14 protein-coding genes are annotated in these 15,855 nt (G+C 71.1%); 5 read left to right on the forward strand and 9 right to left on the reverse strand.

Going from position 1 to position 15,855, the window contains the following annotated elements:
• Positions 1-3 precede the first annotated feature (3 nt).
• From LO931_RS01880 to LO931_RS01895, 4 genes are all read right to left on the reverse strand, one after another.
• Entirely contained in the window at positions 4-909 is a 906-nt protein-coding gene (locus LO931_RS01880) for a type II secretion system F family protein (RefSeq protein ID WP_229051507.1), read from the reverse strand.
• On the reverse strand, positions 906-1,733 hold the full coding sequence (locus LO931_RS01885) for a type II secretion system F family protein (protein WP_229051508.1): 828 nt from the start codon (positions 1,731-1,733) through the stop codon (positions 906-908). The genes LO931_RS01880 and LO931_RS01885 overlap by 4 nt, the downstream gene beginning before the upstream one ends.
• Complete coding sequence (locus LO931_RS01890) at positions 1,721-2,956, reverse strand: CpaF family protein (protein ID WP_229051509.1); 1,236 nt, start codon at positions 2,954-2,956, stop codon at positions 1,721-1,723. The genes LO931_RS01885 and LO931_RS01890 overlap by 13 nt, the downstream gene beginning before the upstream one ends.
• A 202-nt stretch (positions 2,957-3,158) precedes the next feature.
• Positions 3,159-4,457, reverse strand: coding sequence for a glutaminase (locus LO931_RS01895; protein ID WP_229051510.1), 1,299 nt, complete (start codon positions 4,455-4,457; stop codon positions 3,159-3,161).
• Between the two features lie 53 nt (positions 4,458-4,510).
• On the opposite strand from LO931_RS01895, the gene LO931_RS01900 reads away from it, so the two are divergent.
• The 3 genes from LO931_RS01900 (at position 4,511) to LO931_RS01910 (ending at position 9,627) form a co-directional block, all read left to right on the forward strand.
• Positions 4,511-5,524: a winged helix DNA-binding domain-containing protein gene (locus tag LO931_RS01900; RefSeq protein WP_229051511.1), complete on the forward strand. Its 1,014-nt coding sequence runs from the start codon at positions 4,511-4,513 to the stop codon at positions 5,522-5,524.
• 153 nt (positions 5,525-5,677) lie between these two features.
• The gene (locus LO931_RS01905) at positions 5,678-9,442 is read left to right on the forward strand and encodes a multifunctional oxoglutarate decarboxylase/oxoglutarate dehydrogenase thiamine pyrophosphate-binding subunit/dihydrolipoyllysine-residue succinyltransferase subunit (protein ID WP_370636054.1); all 3,765 of its coding nucleotides are present in this window, start codon (positions 5,678-5,680) and stop codon (positions 9,440-9,442) included.
• 2 nt (positions 9,443-9,444) lie between these two features.
• Positions 9,445-9,627, forward strand: coding sequence for a DUF6104 family protein (locus tag LO931_RS01910; protein WP_229051513.1), 183 nt, complete (start codon positions 9,445-9,447; stop codon positions 9,625-9,627).
• A gap of 135 nt (positions 9,628-9,762) precedes the next feature.
• Here the strand turns inward: LO931_RS01910 and LO931_RS01915 are convergent, their stop codons facing one another.
• Complete coding sequence (locus LO931_RS01915) at positions 9,763-10,416, reverse strand: bifunctional 2-polyprenyl-6-hydroxyphenol methylase/3-demethylubiquinol 3-O-methyltransferase UbiG (RefSeq protein WP_229051514.1); 654 nt, start codon at positions 10,414-10,416, stop codon at positions 9,763-9,765.
• A gap of 66 nt (positions 10,417-10,482) precedes the next feature.
• On the opposite strand from LO931_RS01915, the gene LO931_RS01920 reads away from it, so the two are divergent.
• The gene (locus tag LO931_RS01920) at positions 10,483-11,055 is read left to right on the forward strand and encodes a helix-turn-helix domain-containing protein (protein ID WP_229051515.1); all 573 of its coding nucleotides are present in this window, start codon (positions 10,483-10,485) and stop codon (positions 11,053-11,055) included.
• Here LO931_RS01920 and LO931_RS01925 read toward each other — a convergent pair.
• The 3 genes from LO931_RS01925 to LO931_RS01935 form a co-directional block, all read right to left on the reverse strand.
• Entirely contained in the window at positions 11,052-12,017 is a 966-nt protein-coding gene (locus tag LO931_RS01925) for a zinc-binding dehydrogenase (protein ID WP_229051516.1), read from the reverse strand. The genes LO931_RS01920 and LO931_RS01925 overlap by 4 nt on opposite strands.
• Before the next feature lie 53 nt (positions 12,018-12,070).
• On the reverse strand, positions 12,071-13,279 hold the full coding sequence (locus LO931_RS01930; protein WP_304523487.1) for an NADP-dependent malic enzyme: 1,209 nt from the start codon (positions 13,277-13,279) through the stop codon (positions 12,071-12,073).
• 185 nt (positions 13,280-13,464) lie between these two features.
• A complete protein-coding gene (locus LO931_RS01935; protein WP_229051517.1) occupies positions 13,465-13,911 on the reverse strand; it encodes a hypothetical protein in 447 nt (148 codons plus the stop codon).
• A gap of 236 nt (positions 13,912-14,147) precedes the next feature.
• Between LO931_RS01935 and LO931_RS01940 the strand changes: the two genes are divergently transcribed.
• Positions 14,148-14,399, forward strand: a complete 252-nt coding sequence (locus LO931_RS01940; protein WP_229051518.1) for a WhiB family transcriptional regulator — start codon at positions 14,148-14,150, stop codon at positions 14,397-14,399.
• A 35-nt stretch (positions 14,400-14,434) separates the two neighbouring features.
• Here LO931_RS01940 and LO931_RS01945 read toward each other — a convergent pair whose 3' ends face one another.
• The gene (locus LO931_RS01945; RefSeq protein WP_229051519.1) at positions 14,435-15,844 is read right to left on the reverse strand and encodes a sensor histidine kinase; all 1,410 of its coding nucleotides are present in this window, start codon (positions 15,842-15,844) and stop codon (positions 14,435-14,437) included.
• Between the last annotated feature and the right edge of the window lie 11 nt (positions 15,845-15,855).

A 15,855-nucleotide genomic window follows, 5' to 3' on the forward strand; every position in this document is an offset into this window, starting at 1 on the left:
ACATCAGGACGTCAGGTGCAGGCCGACGAGGCCGGGGAAGAAGGCGAAGACGATCGTGACCGGGAGGATCGCGAAGACGACGGGGACCATCATGAGGACCTCACGACGACCGCCGGACTCGATGAGCGAGCGGCGGGCGGACTCGCGGACATCGGCGGACTGCGCGTGCAGGACGTCGATCAGCGGTGTGCCTCGCTCGACCGCTCCGGCCAGCGCCTCGGCGAAGCGGGCGATGCTGCCCACGCCCGTGCGCGAGGCGAGCGCGTCGAAGGCCTCGGCCACGGTGCCACCGGTGTGCACGTCGCCCATCACCCGCCGCAGCTCCTCGGCGAGCTCGCCGTGCGAGATGGTCGCGACCCGCTGGACCGCGGCCGCCGGGCTCTCGCCGGCTGCGACGGCCAGGGCGAGCATGTCGGCGACGGTCGGGAACTCCTGCTCCATCGAACGCTCGCGCTCGACCACCCGCCGCGTCAGGTCGTGGTCGCACCACCAGGCCGCGACAACGGTGACCGCCAGGCAGAAGACCAGGAGAGCGACGGGCTGCACGGGCCGGCGCGCGGCGACCAGGAGCGACAGTGCGATCGCGGCGGCCGCACCCGCGCCTGCCCAGCGCAGCTGGCGGAGTCGGAAGTCCTCGAGGCGAAGCGCCGACCCGAGCCGGTCGAGCCTGCGCTGCACGTCGGCAGGACCACCGATCACGTCGGCCACCGCGGTGACGAGACGGCGGGCCTGGTCCGACCACGTCAGCCGGCCGGGATCGGAGACGGCCGGCGGCGCGACGTCACGCACGTAGGGAGCGACACGGTCGTAGAGCGCAGGCCGTCGGGTCCCGAGCCAGCCGGCGACGACCAGCACGGCACCCAGCGCGATGGCGCCGGTCAGGAGCCCGCCGGCGCCGGCGGGTGTCATGCGAAGACCCTCCGCTCGGTCGGCAGGCGTCCGATCCGCATCATCAGCCGGTAGGCGACGGCACACACCACAGCCCCGCCCACCACGATGACGCCCCCCGTCGGCGTGGAGTAACGGTCGACCACCTCGGGCCGGCCCGCCATGCTGAGCAGCACGAGCCAGGGAGCCGCCGCGGCGATCCGCGCGCCGTTCACGGTCCAGGACTGACGCGCCTCGATCTCACCGCGGGTGCGGAGGTCGTCGCGCAGGAAGCCGGACAGGGATCGCAGCACCCGCCCGAGATCGTGCCCTCCGACGTGGCGCGTGAGCCTCAGGGCCTCCACGACGCGGTCGCCCGTGGGGTCGGCGAGCCGCACCTTGAGCCGGTCGAGGGCCTGGTCGAAGCGGCCCGACTCGCGGTGGTCACGGCCGAACAGCTCGAAGTACGGCCGCAGCTGCTCGGGGCCGCGACGCCCGAGGGCAGCCACCGCCTCGGGCAGCGACATGCCCGCGCGCACCGCAGCCGAGAGGTGGTCGACCGCGTCGGGCCACGCGGCACGGCGCTCACGCAGCTGCCGCTGCCGACGGGCGCGGCGGATCGCGCCCGGAAGCATCGAGGCGAGCAGAGCGACGCCGAGCCCGATCGTCGCCGCTCCCGTGACGCCGGCCACGAGCACCCCGGCCACTGCCGCACTTCCGAGCGCCAGACCCAGCTCGCGAGCAGGCACGCGTGACCGTTCGCGCGCGTTGCGTCGGCGGCTGATCGACGGCGCCTCGGGCGTCATCCACCACGAGGCGATCAGCGCGAGCCCGAGACCGATCACTAGGCCGACTAGCGCTCCCACGAGCGACCTCCCAGCAGTGAGTCGAGGTCGAGTCCCGCCCGCTCGAACGCCTCGGTGCGCACGGGTCGGCCCATGCCGCGCACGAGCTCGCCTCCCCGGCGCTCGAACACCACCTCGCTCTCGGCGCTTCCGGACTCGATGCGGCCGTTGACTGCGACGACCTCACGCACGGCGCGCTGCCCTCGCGAGTCCATCGCCGTGTGCACCACCAGGTCGACCGTGCTGGCGACCGTCGGCAGCACGAAGCCGATGCCGATGTTCTCGCCCGCGAGCAGCGGGAGGGTGCTGAGCTTCGCGAGCGCCTGTCGCGCCGAGCTCGCGTGGATTGATGCCAGGCCAGGCAGGCCCGAGTTCAGCGCCAGCAGGAGGTCGAGACACTCCGCGGCCCGGACCTCGCCGATGATGAGGCGCGTCGGTCGCATGCGCAGCGACTCCTTGACGAGCGCCCGGAGGTCGATGCCACCGGTGCCCTCGAGCCCCGGCGCCCGGCACTGGAGCTGCACCCAGTCGGGATGCGTGATCTGCAGCTCGTAGACCTCCTCGGCCGAGACGATGCGCTCGTGCCCCGGGATCGCGCCGGCCAGGCAGTTGAGCAACGTGGTCTTGCCCGCCTGGGTCGCGCCGGAGACGACGATGTTGAGGCCCGCGACCACCGCACCCCGCAGGAACCGGGCCGCCGCCGGATCGAGCGTGCCCAGATCGACGAGCGCCTCGAGGTCGTGGGCGCGGGCCACGAACTTGCGGATGTTGACTGCGGTGAAGCCCTTCGAGATGCCGTCCAGCACGGCGTGCAGCCGGTGCCCGCCGGGGAGGTTGGCGTCGACGAACGGCTGGCTGACGTCGAGACGACGACCGGTGGAGCTCAGCATCCGTTCGACGAGCTCGCGGACGCCGTCAGCGGTGAGGATCGTGCTCGTGAGCTCGTGGCGTCCGCCCCGCGCGACGAAGACCCGGTCGGGCGCGTTGATCCAGATCTCCTCGATCGTGGGGTCGTCGAGGTAGGGCTGCAGCACCCCGAGACCGGCGACGTCGGCCACGAGCCGGGCGACCTCGGCGTCGGTCTCGTCGAGCGTGCGGACGGCTCCCGTGAGGCTGGCGCGCTCGTGGTCGGCCACGACGTCCTGCGCCGCCTGACGCACCGCTGCCGGGTCGGCACGCGGGTCGATGCGTCGCTCGCGCACCAGCTCGCGCACACGCGTCGTGAGGGTCGTCGCAGGATCCATGACCGGTTCTTCCGTCGGAGGTGTGCGGAAACCGTGACGGGACGCCCGAGAACTCGGCAACCACCCAGGACTGCAATCAGGGGATAAACCGGCAGATGCTACGCAAGAGTCGCGAAATGCGACGGATGGGTCGCGTCACCATGTCCGTCTGCTGTGCACCGACCGAGGTTTCGAGGCTCGCGCCCTAGCGGGCACTCACACCTCAACCACCGGATGCTGCGAGGGCTTCGTCGAGGGAGTCGAAGACCTGGGGGACGTAGCCGTCGCGCGGGGTGTCGTCGCCGGGCTCGCTGACGTCGACGTCCGGGTCGGGCAGGAGGCCGTCAGGGTCGACGAGGCGGACCTCGTGACCGTCGATGCGGAGGCGGCGGACGCCCTCCAGGAGCATCCGGCGGGCGACGTCGTGCACGCGGTGGACGCGGTGGAGGTCGAGGACGACGACGCCGTCGCCCTCCGGCTCGGCCTCGAGCCCGCGCAGCACCCGCTCGGACTCCACGAAGCGCAGGTCGCCGGCCAGCTCGTGCACCGACGGCTCACCGTCGTCACGCACCCGCGGCGTGCGCACGACCGACCGAGCCGACTCGGGCGCCTCCATGAGGTGCAGGCCCATGTCGGCCGACAGCCGCTCGAACACCCGCACGCCGCGGCTGCTGTTGCCGTGCTGGTCGAGGCGCGGCGAGAACACCGCGATGCCGACCTGGCCCGGCAGCACCCCGATCAGCCCGCCGGCCACGCCGCTCTTGGCGGGGATGCCGACCGTGGTCAGCCAGTCCCCCGCCGCGTCGTACATGCCGCACGTCGCCATGACGCTGAGCACCTGACGCGTGACGGCCGGCTCCAGCACCCGCGTGCCGTCGGGCGACATGCCGTTGGCGGCCAGCGTCGCGGCCATGCGAGCGAGGTCCTCCACCGTGACCGAGACCGCGCACTGGCGCGTGTACCCGCGCACCACGTCGGCCGGGTCGTCCTCCAGCGTGCCGACGGTCTTGAGCATGTAGGCGATCGCCATGTTGCGGTCGGCGGTGTCGAGCTCGGACTCGAACACGCCCTCGTCGACCGACAGCTCACGCCCCGCGAGGCGGGAGTACAGCTCGAGGATGCGCTCGAACCGCTTCGGCGCGTCTCCGCCCTCGACGAGAGCGTGGGCCGCGATCGCACCCGCGTTGATCATCGGGTTGCGGGGGCGCCCGGTCGACGGCTCCAGCGAGATCTCGTTGAACGCGTCGCCCGACGGCTCGACGTCGATCCGCTCGAGCACCCCCTCGAGCCCGAGGTCGGTGATCGCGAGCGCGTAGGTGAAGGGCTTGGAGATCGACTGGATCGAGAACTCCACGTCGGCGTCGCCCGCGCTGTAGACCTGCCCGTCGAGTGTCGCGATCGCCACGGCCAGCCGATCGGGATCGGCCTGCGCCAGCTCCGGGATGTAGTCGGCCACCGCGCCGTCGTCCTCGCCACAGATGTCGAGGAGCTCGGTCAGGTAGTCGTTCATCGGCGCCTTCATGCCCCGATGCTGTCACGCCACGAACCGTCCGAGCCGCACGGCAGGATGACCTCATGAGATCCGACCTCGCTCCCTGGCGTCTCGGCCCGCAGCTGCTGGTCGGCAGCACGCTCGACACCCCCGCCGAGGTCGTCCGCCACTTCGGCGCCGTGCAGTCGCAGGAGCACCTGTGGGCGCCGTGGGCCGTCGGCCTGCGATGCGGCGCCACCTTCGAGCAGGTCCTCGACGGGCTGTGGCCGGCCGGGGTCGTGCGCACCCACGCCCTGCGCACCACGTGGCACTACGTCCACACCGACGACCTCCCCCACGTCATCGCCGCCACCGCCGACCGCGTCATGGGCCAGCTCGTCCCGCACGTGCGCCGCGCGGGGCTGGCCGAGGACCGTCTGCTCGCCGCCAGCGAGGTCGTCACCCAGGTGGTGCGAGAGAACCCGGGCTGCACCCGCACCCTCATCGCGGAGCGACTGGCCGAGGCCGGGTACGAGGAGAAGGGCGACCGCCTCGCCCACGTCGTCATGGCCGCCGAGCTTCGCGGCGACATCGGCGGCGAGCGCCGACCCGGCCAGCACGAGTACCACCCGCTCGAGCTCGGTCCCCTGCCGTCCACCGACGACGCCCTGGCCTGGATCGCACGCACCTACGCCCGTGGCCACGGGCCCGTCACCGCCCACGACCTCGCCTGGTGGTCGAGCCTCACGGTGCGGCAGGCCCGCCGCGCGATCGAGCTGGCCGAGCTGCGGCCCGTCACCCTCGCCGGGCAGGAGCTGTGGTCGCTCGGCGAGCCAGAGGCGGTCGAGGTGCCGCCGGTGCTGCTGCTCGCGAACTTCGACGAGGTCATCTCTCACGTGCGCGACGCCGCCGTGAAGGCCGACGCTGGCCACGGCTACGACGCCGCCATGTTCGCGACGGGCCTGCTGTTCCTCCACGGCCGCCTTCAGGGCCACTGGCGGCGGTCGGTCAAGGGCGACGAGGTCGATGTCGAGGTGTCCGCCGACCGACCCCTCACCCGGTCCGAGCAGCGGCACCTCGACGCCCAGGTCGAGCGCTATCGAGCCTTCTCGTCCTGACCTACTGACGGGTACACGACGGCTCTCGCACAGGCGACGCGTGAGTGTCGTCACGACACCCAGAACCCGGGAGTTCATCGTGTGTCCGGCGCGTTAAGGTGACTACAACAACCCCCGTGTTCACCGCGCTATCCGGAAGAGGCGATCTGGGCCGTGGCCGAGTCCTCCACCACTGAAAACTCCAACTCCTCAATGCCTGACTTCGGCACCAATCAGTGGCTCGTGGAGGAGATGTTCGAGCGCTACCAGGAAGACCCGAAGTCCGTCGACGGCGAGTGGGCCGACTTCTTCGCCAAGGGGGGCACGCCGAACGGCGCCTCCAACGGCAAGCCGGCGCAGGCCGCTCCGGCCGCCACCACCCCGGCATCGGGCAAGGCTCCGGCCGCCGCGGCTCCCAAGTCGGAGCCCACCACCGTGACGCCCACCAGCACCACGCCGGCCGCGTCGAACGGCACCGTCCCCGACGGCCGGTCCGCCCCCATCTCGAAGTCGACCCCGAGCGTCGTGAAGTCGACGACCGCCGCCACCTCGGCGCCGGCCGCCTCCGCCCCGGCCGAGGGCCCCGGTGAGGTCGACAAGGTCGTGCTGAAGGGCGCCGCCGCCCGCACGGCGCAGAACATGGACGCGAGCCTCGCGGTCCCCACCGCCACCTCGGTCCGCTCCGTCCCGGTCAAGCTGCTCTTCGACAACCGCACGGTCATGAACAACCACCTCGCCCGCGCTCGCGGTGGCAAGGTCTCGTTCACGCACATCATCGGCTACGCCGTGGTCCGCGCCGTCGCCTCGCTGCCGGAGATGAACACGGGCTACGAGACCAACGACGCCGGCAAGCCGGTGCAGCTCAAGCCCGAGCACGTCAACTTCGGCCTCGCGATCGACCTGCAGAAGAAGGACGGCTCGCGTCAGCTGCTCGTCCCGAGCATCAAGGCCGCCGAGACGATGAACTTCGCGCAGTTCTGGCAGGCCTACGAGGTCATGGTCAAGAAGGCGCGCGACGGCAAGCTCGAGGTCTCCGACTTCCAGGGCACCACGGTCTCGCTGACCAACCCGGGCGGCATCGGCACGAACCACTCGGTGCCGCGCCTCATGGCCGGCCAGGGCGTCATCGTCGGCGTCGGCTCGATGGAGTACCCGCCGGAGTTCCAGGGCGCGTCCGAGCACACGCTGGCCCAGATGGCGATCAGCAAGATGATGACGCTGACCTCCACCTACGACCACCGCGTCATCCAGGGCGCGCAGTCGGGCGAGTTCCTCAAGCGCGTGCACCAGCTGCTCATCGGCGGCGAGGGCTTCTACGACGAGATCTTCCAGGCGCTGCGCATCCCCTACGAGCCCATCCGCTGGGCCCAGGACATCGCGGTCAGCCACGACGACGACATCGACCGCCAGGCGCGCGTGCTCGAGCTCATCCACGCGTTCCGCGTGCGCGGCCACCTCATGGCCGACACGAACCCGCTGGAGTACAAGCAGCGCAGCCACCCCGACCTCGACACCGCCTCGCACGGCCTGACGCTGTGGGACCTCGACCGCGAGTTCCCCACCGGCCCGTCGTTCGGTGGCGAGCGCCGCTACATGAAGCTGCGCGAGATCCTCGGCATCCTGCGCGACTCGTACTCGCGCACGATCGGCACCGAGTACATGTACATCGAGGACCCGGCGGAGCGTCGCTGGTTCCAGGAGCGCCTCGAGCGCGGCTACACCAAGCCGCCGCGCGAGGAGCAGCTCCGCATCCTGGCCAAGCTCAACGAGGCCGAGGCGTTCGAGACGTTCCTGCAGACGAAGTTCGTCGGCCAGAAGCGCTTCAGCCTCGAGGGTGGCGAGACCACCATCCCGCTGCTCGACGAGATCTGCGAGGAGGCTGCCGGCGACGGCCTCGAGGAGGTCTGCATCGGCATGGCCCACCGTGGCCGCCTCAACGTGCTGGTCAACATCGCGGGCAAGAGCCCCGGCGCGGTCTTCCGCGAGTTCGAGGGCAACATCGACCCCCGCACGGTGCAGGGCTCGGGCGACGTCAAGTACCACCTGGGCGTCGAGGGCGAGTTCACCTCCGAGCACGGCGACACGATCAAGGTCTCCGTCGCGGCCAACCCGTCGCACCTCGAGGTCGTCGACCCGGTGCTGGAGGGCATCACCCGCGCCAAGCAGGACGTGCTGAACCGCGGCGAGGAGTTCCCGGTCCTGCCGGTCCTCGTGCACGGTGACGCCGCGTTCGCCGGCCAGGGCGTGGTGGCCGAGACGCTCAACCTCTCGCAGCTGCGCGGCTACCGCACCGGCGGCACGATCCACGTGATCGTCAACAACCAGGTCGGCTTCACCACCAGCCCGTCCTCGTCGCGCTCCTCGACGTACTGCACCGATGTCGCCCGGATGATCCAGGCGCCGGTCTTCCACGTCAACGGTGACGACCCCGAGGCCTGCATCCGCATCGCGGCGCTGGCCTACGAGTACCGCAAGACGTTCCACAAGGACGTCATCATCGACCTCATCTGCTACCGCCGTCGCGGTCACAACGAGGGCGACGACCCGTCGTTCACCCAGCCGCTGATGTACGACACGATCGAGAAGAAGAAGTCGGTGCGCAAGCTGTACACCGAGGCCCTCGTCGGTCGTGGCGACATCACGCTGGAGGAGGCCGAGGCGGCGCTGAACGACTACCAGGCCCGCCTGGAGCGCAACTTCAAGGACGTCAAGGACGCCGAGCACTCCGACCCGGCCTACAGCCGCACGCCGGACTACCCCGAGAAGCCCGAGATCCCGGGTGCGCTCGAGACCGCCATCACCCCCGAGGTGCTCAAGGCGATCGCCGACTCGTACACCAACGTGCCGGAGGGCTTCACGGTCCACCCGAAGGTGCTGCCGCAGCTGCAGCGTCGCGCGGCGTCGATCACGGCCGGCCCCATCGACTGGGGCACGGGCGAGATCCTCGCGATGGGCTCGCTGCTCCTCGACGGCCGCCCGGTGCGCATGGCGGGCCAGGACTCGCGTCGTGGCACGTTCTCCTCGCGCTTCGCGACGATCATCGACCGCCAGAACGCCGACGAGTGGACCCCGCTGTCCAACATCGCCGACGAGCAGGCGCCGTTCTTCATCTACGACTCGCTGCTCAGCGAGTACGCCGCGCTCGGCTTCGAGTACGGCTACTCGGTGGCGCGGCCCGAGGCCCTGACGGTCTGGGAGGCGCAGTTCGGCGACTTCATCAACGGCGCCCAGTCGGTCATCGACGAGTACCTCAGCTCGGGCGAGACCAAGTGGGGCCAGAAGTCCGGCGTCGTGCTGCTGCTGCCGCACGGCTACGAGGGCCAGGGCCCCGACCACTCCTCGGCCCGCATCGAGCGCTTCCTGGCACTCGCGGCGAACGACGAGATCACGCTCGCCCAGCCGTCGAGCCCGGCCTCGTACTTCCACCTGCTGCGCAAGCACACGCTGGAGGCCGAGCACCGCCCGCTGGTCGTCTTCACCCCGAAGTCGATGCTCCGCAGCAAGGCTGCGGCGTCGCAGCCCGACGAGTTCACGAGCGGCACGTTCAAGCCGGTCATCGGTGACGACTCGGTCGACCCGAACGAGGTCGAGCGCGTGCTGCTGGTCACGGGCAAGCTCACGTGGGAGCTGCTGGCCGAGCGCGCCAAGCGCGAGGACACCCGCACCGCGGTGGTCCGCGTCGAGCAGCTCTACCCGCGCCCCGAGGCCGAGCTGGCGCGCGAGATCGCCCGCTACCCGAAGGCCAACGAGGTCCGCTGGGTGCAGGACGAGCCGGAGAACCAGGGCGCCTGGCCGCACGTGAAGTACCACTTCTCGGGTGCCTTCGACGGCCTGCCGCTCAAGGGCGTCACGCGTCCGGAGTCGTCCACGACGGCCGTCGGCTCGCACCCGCGCCACGTCGCCGAGGCGCGCGAGCTGCTGGACCGCGCGTTCGCCTGAGCATGTACTTCACCGATCGCGGGATCGAGGAGCTGGCGTCACGCCGGGGTGACGAGACCGTCACCCTGGCGTGGCTCGCCGAGCGCCTCAGCGAGTTCGTCGACGTGAACCCCGAGTTCGAGGTCCCGACCGAACGCTTCGCCACCTGGCTCGCCCGCCTCGACGATGATGATGACGAGGACTGACCGAGCGCAGCGAGGGAAGCTCCGAGTCAGGTCGAGCGCGACACGCGCGCAGCGCGTCCGCTGACGAGACCCGGTCGGCTGAGGCACCCGCCGGCCACGGGCCGGTCCGACCGCACGCCCTTCGAGGGGCCGCCGTCAGCCGACGCGGCGGGCGAGCAGCGTGGCGTCCTCGATCTCCATCGTCTGACCGTCGCGCTCCGCGACACGCGGGCGCTGCTCGGCCACGACGACCTCGAAGTCATCCGGCAGGGCGGGCAGCAGGTCCTCCGCGCGCCACATGGCGGCGTGCTGGGCCGCGCTGAGCTGCGCGAAGACCTCCGACGGCGCGTGACCGACGACGAGCAGGTGCCCGCCGGGAGCCACGACCGAGGTGAGTGCGCGCACGACCTCGACCATCGGCCCACCCGGGTGCAGGAAGTGCGTCGTCACGAGGTCGAACTCGCGGCCGTCCGACGCGAAGGCGCGGGCGTAGACCTGCCACCAGTCGGTGCGATCCCCCACCCCGGCCTCCTCGGCGTGACGCGACGCGCGGGCCAGGCCCTCGGGCGAGAAGTCCGCGCCGGTCACGGTCCACCCCTGCTGCGCCAACCAGATGACGTCGCCGCCCTCACCGCAGCCGAGGTCCAGCGCGGTGCCCGGCGTCAGGGTGCCGACCTCGGCGACGAGCTGGGGATTCGGGTTGCCGCTCCAGATCTTGTCGGTACCGGAGTACCGCTCGTCCCAGCCTGCCTGCTCGAAGTAGTCGGGAGCGTCCTGCTGGTCGCCGTGGTCGTGCGAGTGCTGGGTCATGGAACCAGCCTCCCCCACCCCTTCCCAACGGGCAAACTTTCTTGCCGGTATGGCAACATCAGGGCCATGAAGGACAGTCGAGACCCGATCGACCATGTCGGACCACGCCTGCGCGCGCTGCGGGTCGCCCGCGGCACGACCCTGGCGACGCTGGCCGACGACACGGGCATCTCGGTCAGCACGCTCTCGCGCCTGGAGTCGGGGCAGCGGCGACCGACGCTGGAGCTGCTGCTCCCGCTCGCCCGGGCGCACCAGGTCTCGCTCGACGAGCTCGTCGACGCGCCCGAGACGGGTGACCCGCGGGTGCGGCCCAAACCGATCGTCCGACACGGGCGCACCTTCATCCCCCTCACCCGTCGTCCGGGCGGGCTGCAGGCCTTCAAGATGATCATCCCGGCACACGACCCGCCGGAGCCCTACGAGCCGCGGGTGCACGAGGGCTACGAGTGGATCTACGTGCTCTCCGGCCGCCTGCACCTCGAGCTCGCCGGAAAGGTCACCGACGTCGGACCGGGTGAGGTCGTCGAGTTCGACACCCGCACGCCCCACGTCGTCGCCAACCGCGGCGACACCCCGATCGAGCTCCTGGCCCTGTTCGGTCCGCAGGGCGAGCGGATGCACGTCAGGTCAGGTGGCTAGCGAGTCAGGACGATCTTGCCGAACAGCGAGCCGTCGATGACCTTGGCGAGGCCGTCGGCCGCCTGCTCCATCGGGATCTCGGAGTCGATCAGCGGACGCAGCCCCGTGACGTCGAGGAACTGGGCGAGGCGGTGCAGCTCGTCGCGCGTGCCCATCGTCGAACCGTGCACACGCATCTGCTGGAAGAAGATGCGCGTCAGCTCGGCGGGCGGAGCGTCGCCGGACGTCGCACCGGAGATCACGATGGTGCCGCCGGGACGCATCGAGCGCACCGAGTGCGACCACGTCGCAGCACCGACGGTCTCCATGACCGCGTCGACCTTGGACGGCAGGCGTGCGCCCGACTCGAACACCTCGTGTGCGCCGATCTCGAGCGCCTTGGCGCGCTTGTCCTCGTCGCGGCTCGTGGCGTAGACGCGGAAGCCGGCCGCGCGGGCGAGCGAGATCAGCGCCGTCGCGACGCCGCCACCGGCACCCTGCACCAGCACGGTGTCGCCCTGCTTCAGGTCGGACTGCGTGAAGAGCATGCGGTAGGCCGTGAGCCATGCGGTGGGCAGGCACGCAGCCTCGGCGAAGGAGAGACCCGCCGGCTTCGGGATGACGTTGCGCGCCGGCACGGCGACCTTCTCGGCGAACGTGCCCGGGTGGCGCTCGGAGAGCAGGGACCGCTTCGGGTCGAGCGTCTCGTCGCCGCGCCACGAGGGGTCGCTGATCACCGCGTGCACGAGGACCTCGTTGCCGTCCTCGTCGTAGCCCGCCGCGTCGCACCCGAGGATCATCGGCAGCGCATCCGACTTCAGCCCCACGCCCCGCAGGCTCCACACGTCGTGGTGGTTGATCGAGGCGGCCTTGACCGTGACGGTCGTCCAGCCGTCGGGGACCTCCGGGTCCGGCTGCTCCCCCACGACGAGCCCGGTCAGCGGGTCGTCGGGGTTGATGGATCCGGCGTAGACGGCGAACACAGAGCCTCCTGGGCGGGTCGGACGATCAGGGTCGGACGGTCAGGGTCGGACAGTCAGTACGGGCGGCGGGCGACGCCCTCGCGGCGGGCCGTCTCGGTGACGGCCCGGGAGACGGCCTGCGCCACCCGCGGGTCGAACGGCGACGGGATCACGTAGCCCTCGTGCAGGTCGTCGCCCACGAGCTCGGCGATGGCCTGGGCGGCCGCCAGCTTCATGTTCTCGGTGATGCGGGTGGCCCGCACGTCCAGCGCGCCGCGGAAGATGCCCGGGAAGACGAGCACGTTGTTGATCTGGTTCGGGAAGTCCGAGCGGCCCGTGGCCACGACGCGCGCGTACTTGCCGGCGACGTCCGGGTGCACCTCCGGGGTGGGGTTGGCCATCGCGAAGATGATGGCGTCCGGCGCCATCTGGGCGATGCCCTCCTCGGGCGTCGTGCCGCCGGAGACGCCGATGTACACGTCGGCGCCGTGCAGCGCGTCGACGATCGTGCCCGGACGGGCGTACTCGGCGGTCTGGTCGGCCAGCCACTGCTTGGCGGCGTTGAGGTCGGTGCGACCGGGATGGATCACGCCGGTGCGGTCCGTGACCTGAATCCGGCGCACGCCGGCGGCCTGGAGGATCTTGGTGATCGCGACACCGGCGGCGCCGGCTCCGGAGATCACGACCTTGAGCTCGGTGATGTCGCGCTCGGTCAGCCGCACCGCGTTGTAGAGCGCGGCGAGGGTCACCACCGCGGTGCCGTGCTGGTCGTCGTGGAAGACCGGGATGTCGAGCCGCTCGATGAGGCGCTGCTCGATCTCGAAGCACCGGGGAGCCGAGATGTCCTCGAGGTTGATCCCGCCGAAGGACGGCGCCAGGCGCACCACCGTCTCGACGATCTCGTCGACGTCGGTCGTGGCGAGCGCGATCGGGATGGCGTCGACCCCGCCGAACTGCTTGAACAGCACGGCCTTGCCCTCCATCACGGGCATCGAGGCCGCAGGACCGATGTCGCCGAGCCCGAGCACCGCGGTGCCGTCGGTGACGACCGCGACGGTGTTGGAGACCCACGTGTACTCGTGGGCGACCTCCGGGTCGGTGTGGATCGCCTCGCACACCTTGGCGACGCCAGGGGTGTACGACAGCGAGAGGTCCGCGGTGTCGCGCAGCGGGACCGTCGCCGTGATGGCCATCTTCCCGCCGCGGTGCAGCGCGAAGACCGGGTCCTCGGGGTCGATGGGGCTCGTGAGGTCGAGATCGGTGTCGATGTGCGGGGCAACCATGATGAAAGAGCAGCTCGAGTCTTCAGGTCCGGGCAGGGGCAGGGGGTCACGAGTGCGGAGGACGATCTCCGCGGCCGGCTCGGGACGCCGGAGGGATCGAGCCTCGGCGGAGCGGGCGGCACCCACCATCGGTGGGCGCCAGACGGGGCAGGTCGTGCCCGTCCGTCATCGTCTCACAGGGTCGATCAGGCGTCGTCGGAGGTCTCCCCGGCCGTCTCCGCCGCCTCGGCGGCCTCACGCTCCATGACGGAGCGGTTGACCGGCGGGGCGAGCACGCAGACCAGCACCACGACCGCGGCGAGCGCCACGAGCAGGGCCAGGCGCGGCACCACGAGCACGTCGGGGTCGACGTCGCGCAGGTTCCAGGCAATGCCGAGCTGCACGAGCTGGCTCGCGATGATCGGCCCGCGAGCACCCCAGCGTCCGCGCAGGAGGAGTACGGCGGCCACCAGCTGGGTACCCCCGTAGACGATGAGGAACACCGCCACGCCCACCCCGATCGCGACCCGGCTCGACGTCAACGACGCCAGGTCGGCCACGGCCAGGGCGATGAGGGCGAGCGCCTCGACCGCCACGACCGCGAAGGCCACGAGCAGGAGGCGTCGGACGTTCGGGGGCCAGGGTGACGACACGGCTCCAGCGTACGGAACGGGCGCTCCCGACCGCGGAGGGACCGAGTGAGGCCCCCCTGTGTGATGGATCGAACACGAACGGAATTGCTACATCCTTGTAAACACCCCGGAATGTTGAAAGCATGATCATTGAGCGCGGTCACCAATGTTTTCCTGCCCAGCATCTGGACAGCAACCCTCGCGCCACCCTTTACTTTTCACATCGCTACCCGAATGTTCGGGAAGGAGCATCCGCCATGGATTGGCGTCACAAGTCGGCATGTCTCGACGAGGACCCGGAGCTCTTCTTCCCGATCGGCAACACGGGGCCCGCGATCATGCAGATCGAAGAGGCCAAGCTCGTGTGCCGTCGCTGCGACGTCAGCGACCAGTGCCTCGCCTGGGCCCTCGAGTCGGGCCAGGACCACGGCGTCTGGGGCGGCCTCTCCGAGGACGAGCGTCGCGCGCTCAAGCGCCGCAACGCCCGCGCCCGCATCCGCACGGCCTGATCCTCCGCGGCTCGCTCGCGAGTCCTCGCTCGACGCTAGGCGTCGAGCGTGATCGACACGGTCGTGCCCCCGCTCGGCCGTGACTCGAACGTCAACGTGCCGTCGAGCTCGGTCTGCACCAGCGTCGTCACGATCGACAGCCCCAGGCTGCTGCTCGTGCGGAAGCCCTCGGGCATCCCGACGCCGTCGTCGCTGACGCGCAGGCGGATGCGGTCACGGATGCGGTTCACCGCGACGGTGATCTGACCGCCGTCGTCGCCGAAGGCGTGCTCGGCCGCGTTCTGGATGAGCTCGGTCAGCACCATCGACAGCGGCGTGGCGACCTCGCCGGACAGCGCCCCGAACGTGCCGATGCGCGTCGCGAGGATCTCGCGCTCGCCCGCCACGTCGAGCACCGTGCGCAGGAGCCGGTCGGCGATGTCGTCGAAGTCGACGACGTCGCCGAAGGACTGGCTCAGCGTCTCGTGCACCAGCGCGATCGAGCCGACGCGTCGCTCGGCCTCCTGCAGCGCGTGCCGCGCCTCGTCGGTCGACATGCGCCGGGCCTGGAGCCGCAGCAGCGCCGCCACGGTCTGCAGGTTGTTCTTGACCCGGTGGTGGATCTCGCGGATCGTCGCGTCCTTCGTCATGAGCTCGCGCTCACGCGAACGGAGCTCGGTGACGTCGCGCAGCAGGATCAGCGCACCGGCCGGCTCACCGGCCGAGCGCAGCGGGATGCGACGCACGTGCAGCGAGGCGGCCGCGTTCTCGAGCTCCCCCGAGCCGCCCTCGGCCCCCACGAGCAGACCCGGAACCGCGTGCCGCGGCGTGCGGCGGTCCATGAGTCCGGCCGTGACGTCGACCAGTCGGGTGCCGATCAGGTCGCCCACCAGGCCCAGCCGGCGATAGGCGGACAGGGCGTTGGGGCTGGCGAAGCGCACCGTGCCGTCGGCCTCGGTGCGCACGAAGCCGTCGCCGACGCGCAGCAGGTCGACGACCGCCGTGCGGTCCGCCGACTCGGGGAACTCGCCGGTGCGGATCATCTCGAGCAGGTCCGACGCCACGTCGAGGTACGCCGACTCCAGTGCCCCGGCGCTGCGCAGCCCGGGCGCCTCGCGTCTCCTCTCGACGACAGCCACGACGCGTGAGCCGCGGCGCACCGGCACGAACTGCGTCGAGCCCTCGATCGTGAGCCCCGTCGTCAGGGCCTGCTCGATGAGCGGCGCCGCGCCGGGAGCGAGCGAGAGTCCGACGACGTCCTCGAGCAGGGCCGTCGGCCCGGTCGTGGGGCGCACCTGCGCGACGGCGCAGACGCCCGTCTCCTCGGCCTCCGGCACCCAGAGCACCAGGTCGGAGAAGGCGAGGTCGGCGATGAGCTGCCAGTCCGAGACCAGGGCATTCAGCCATCGCGCATCGGTCGCGGACACGGCCGTGCGCGAGCGCGTCATGTCCTCGAGCTGGCCCACGGCCACAGACT

It is taken from the genome of Aeromicrobium sp. Leaf350, from assembly GCF_916858655.1.
Taxonomy (GTDB): Bacteria; Actinomycetota; Actinomycetes; order Propionibacteriales; family Nocardioidaceae; genus Aeromicrobium.

Bases quoted from the DNA above. Each gene is read 5' to 3' on its own strand.
- LO931_RS01920 (WP_229051515.1), top strand. From the start codon at position 10,483: ATGAAGGACAGTCGAGACCCGATCGACCATGTCGGACCACGCCTGCGC.
- LO931_RS01895 (WP_229051510.1), bottom strand. From the start codon at position 4,457: ATGAAGGCGCCGATGAACGACTACCTGACCGAGCTCCTCGACATCTGT.
- LO931_RS01910 (WP_229051513.1), top strand. From the start codon at position 9,445: ATGTACTTCACCGATCGCGGGATCGAGGAGCTGGCGTCACGCCGGGGT.
- LO931_RS01890 (WP_229051509.1), bottom strand. From the start codon at position 2,956: ATGGATCCTGCGACGACCCTCACGACGCGTGTGCGCGAGCTGGTGCGC.
- LO931_RS01880 (WP_229051507.1), bottom strand. From the start codon at position 909: ATGACACCCGCCGGCGCCGGCGGGCTCCTGACCGGCGCCATCGCGCTG.
- LO931_RS01930 (WP_304523487.1), bottom strand. From the start codon at position 13,279: ATGGTTGCCCCGCACATCGACACCGATCTCGACCTCACGAGCCCCATC.
- LO931_RS01915 (WP_229051514.1), bottom strand. From the start codon at position 10,416: ATGACCCAGCACTCGCACGACCACGGCGACCAGCAGGACGCTCCCGAC.
- LO931_RS01940 (WP_229051518.1), top strand. From the start codon at position 14,148: ATGGATTGGCGTCACAAGTCGGCATGTCTCGACGAGGACCCGGAGCTC.
- LO931_RS01900 (WP_229051511.1), top strand. From the start codon at position 4,511: ATGAGATCCGACCTCGCTCCCTGGCGTCTCGGCCCGCAGCTGCTGGTC.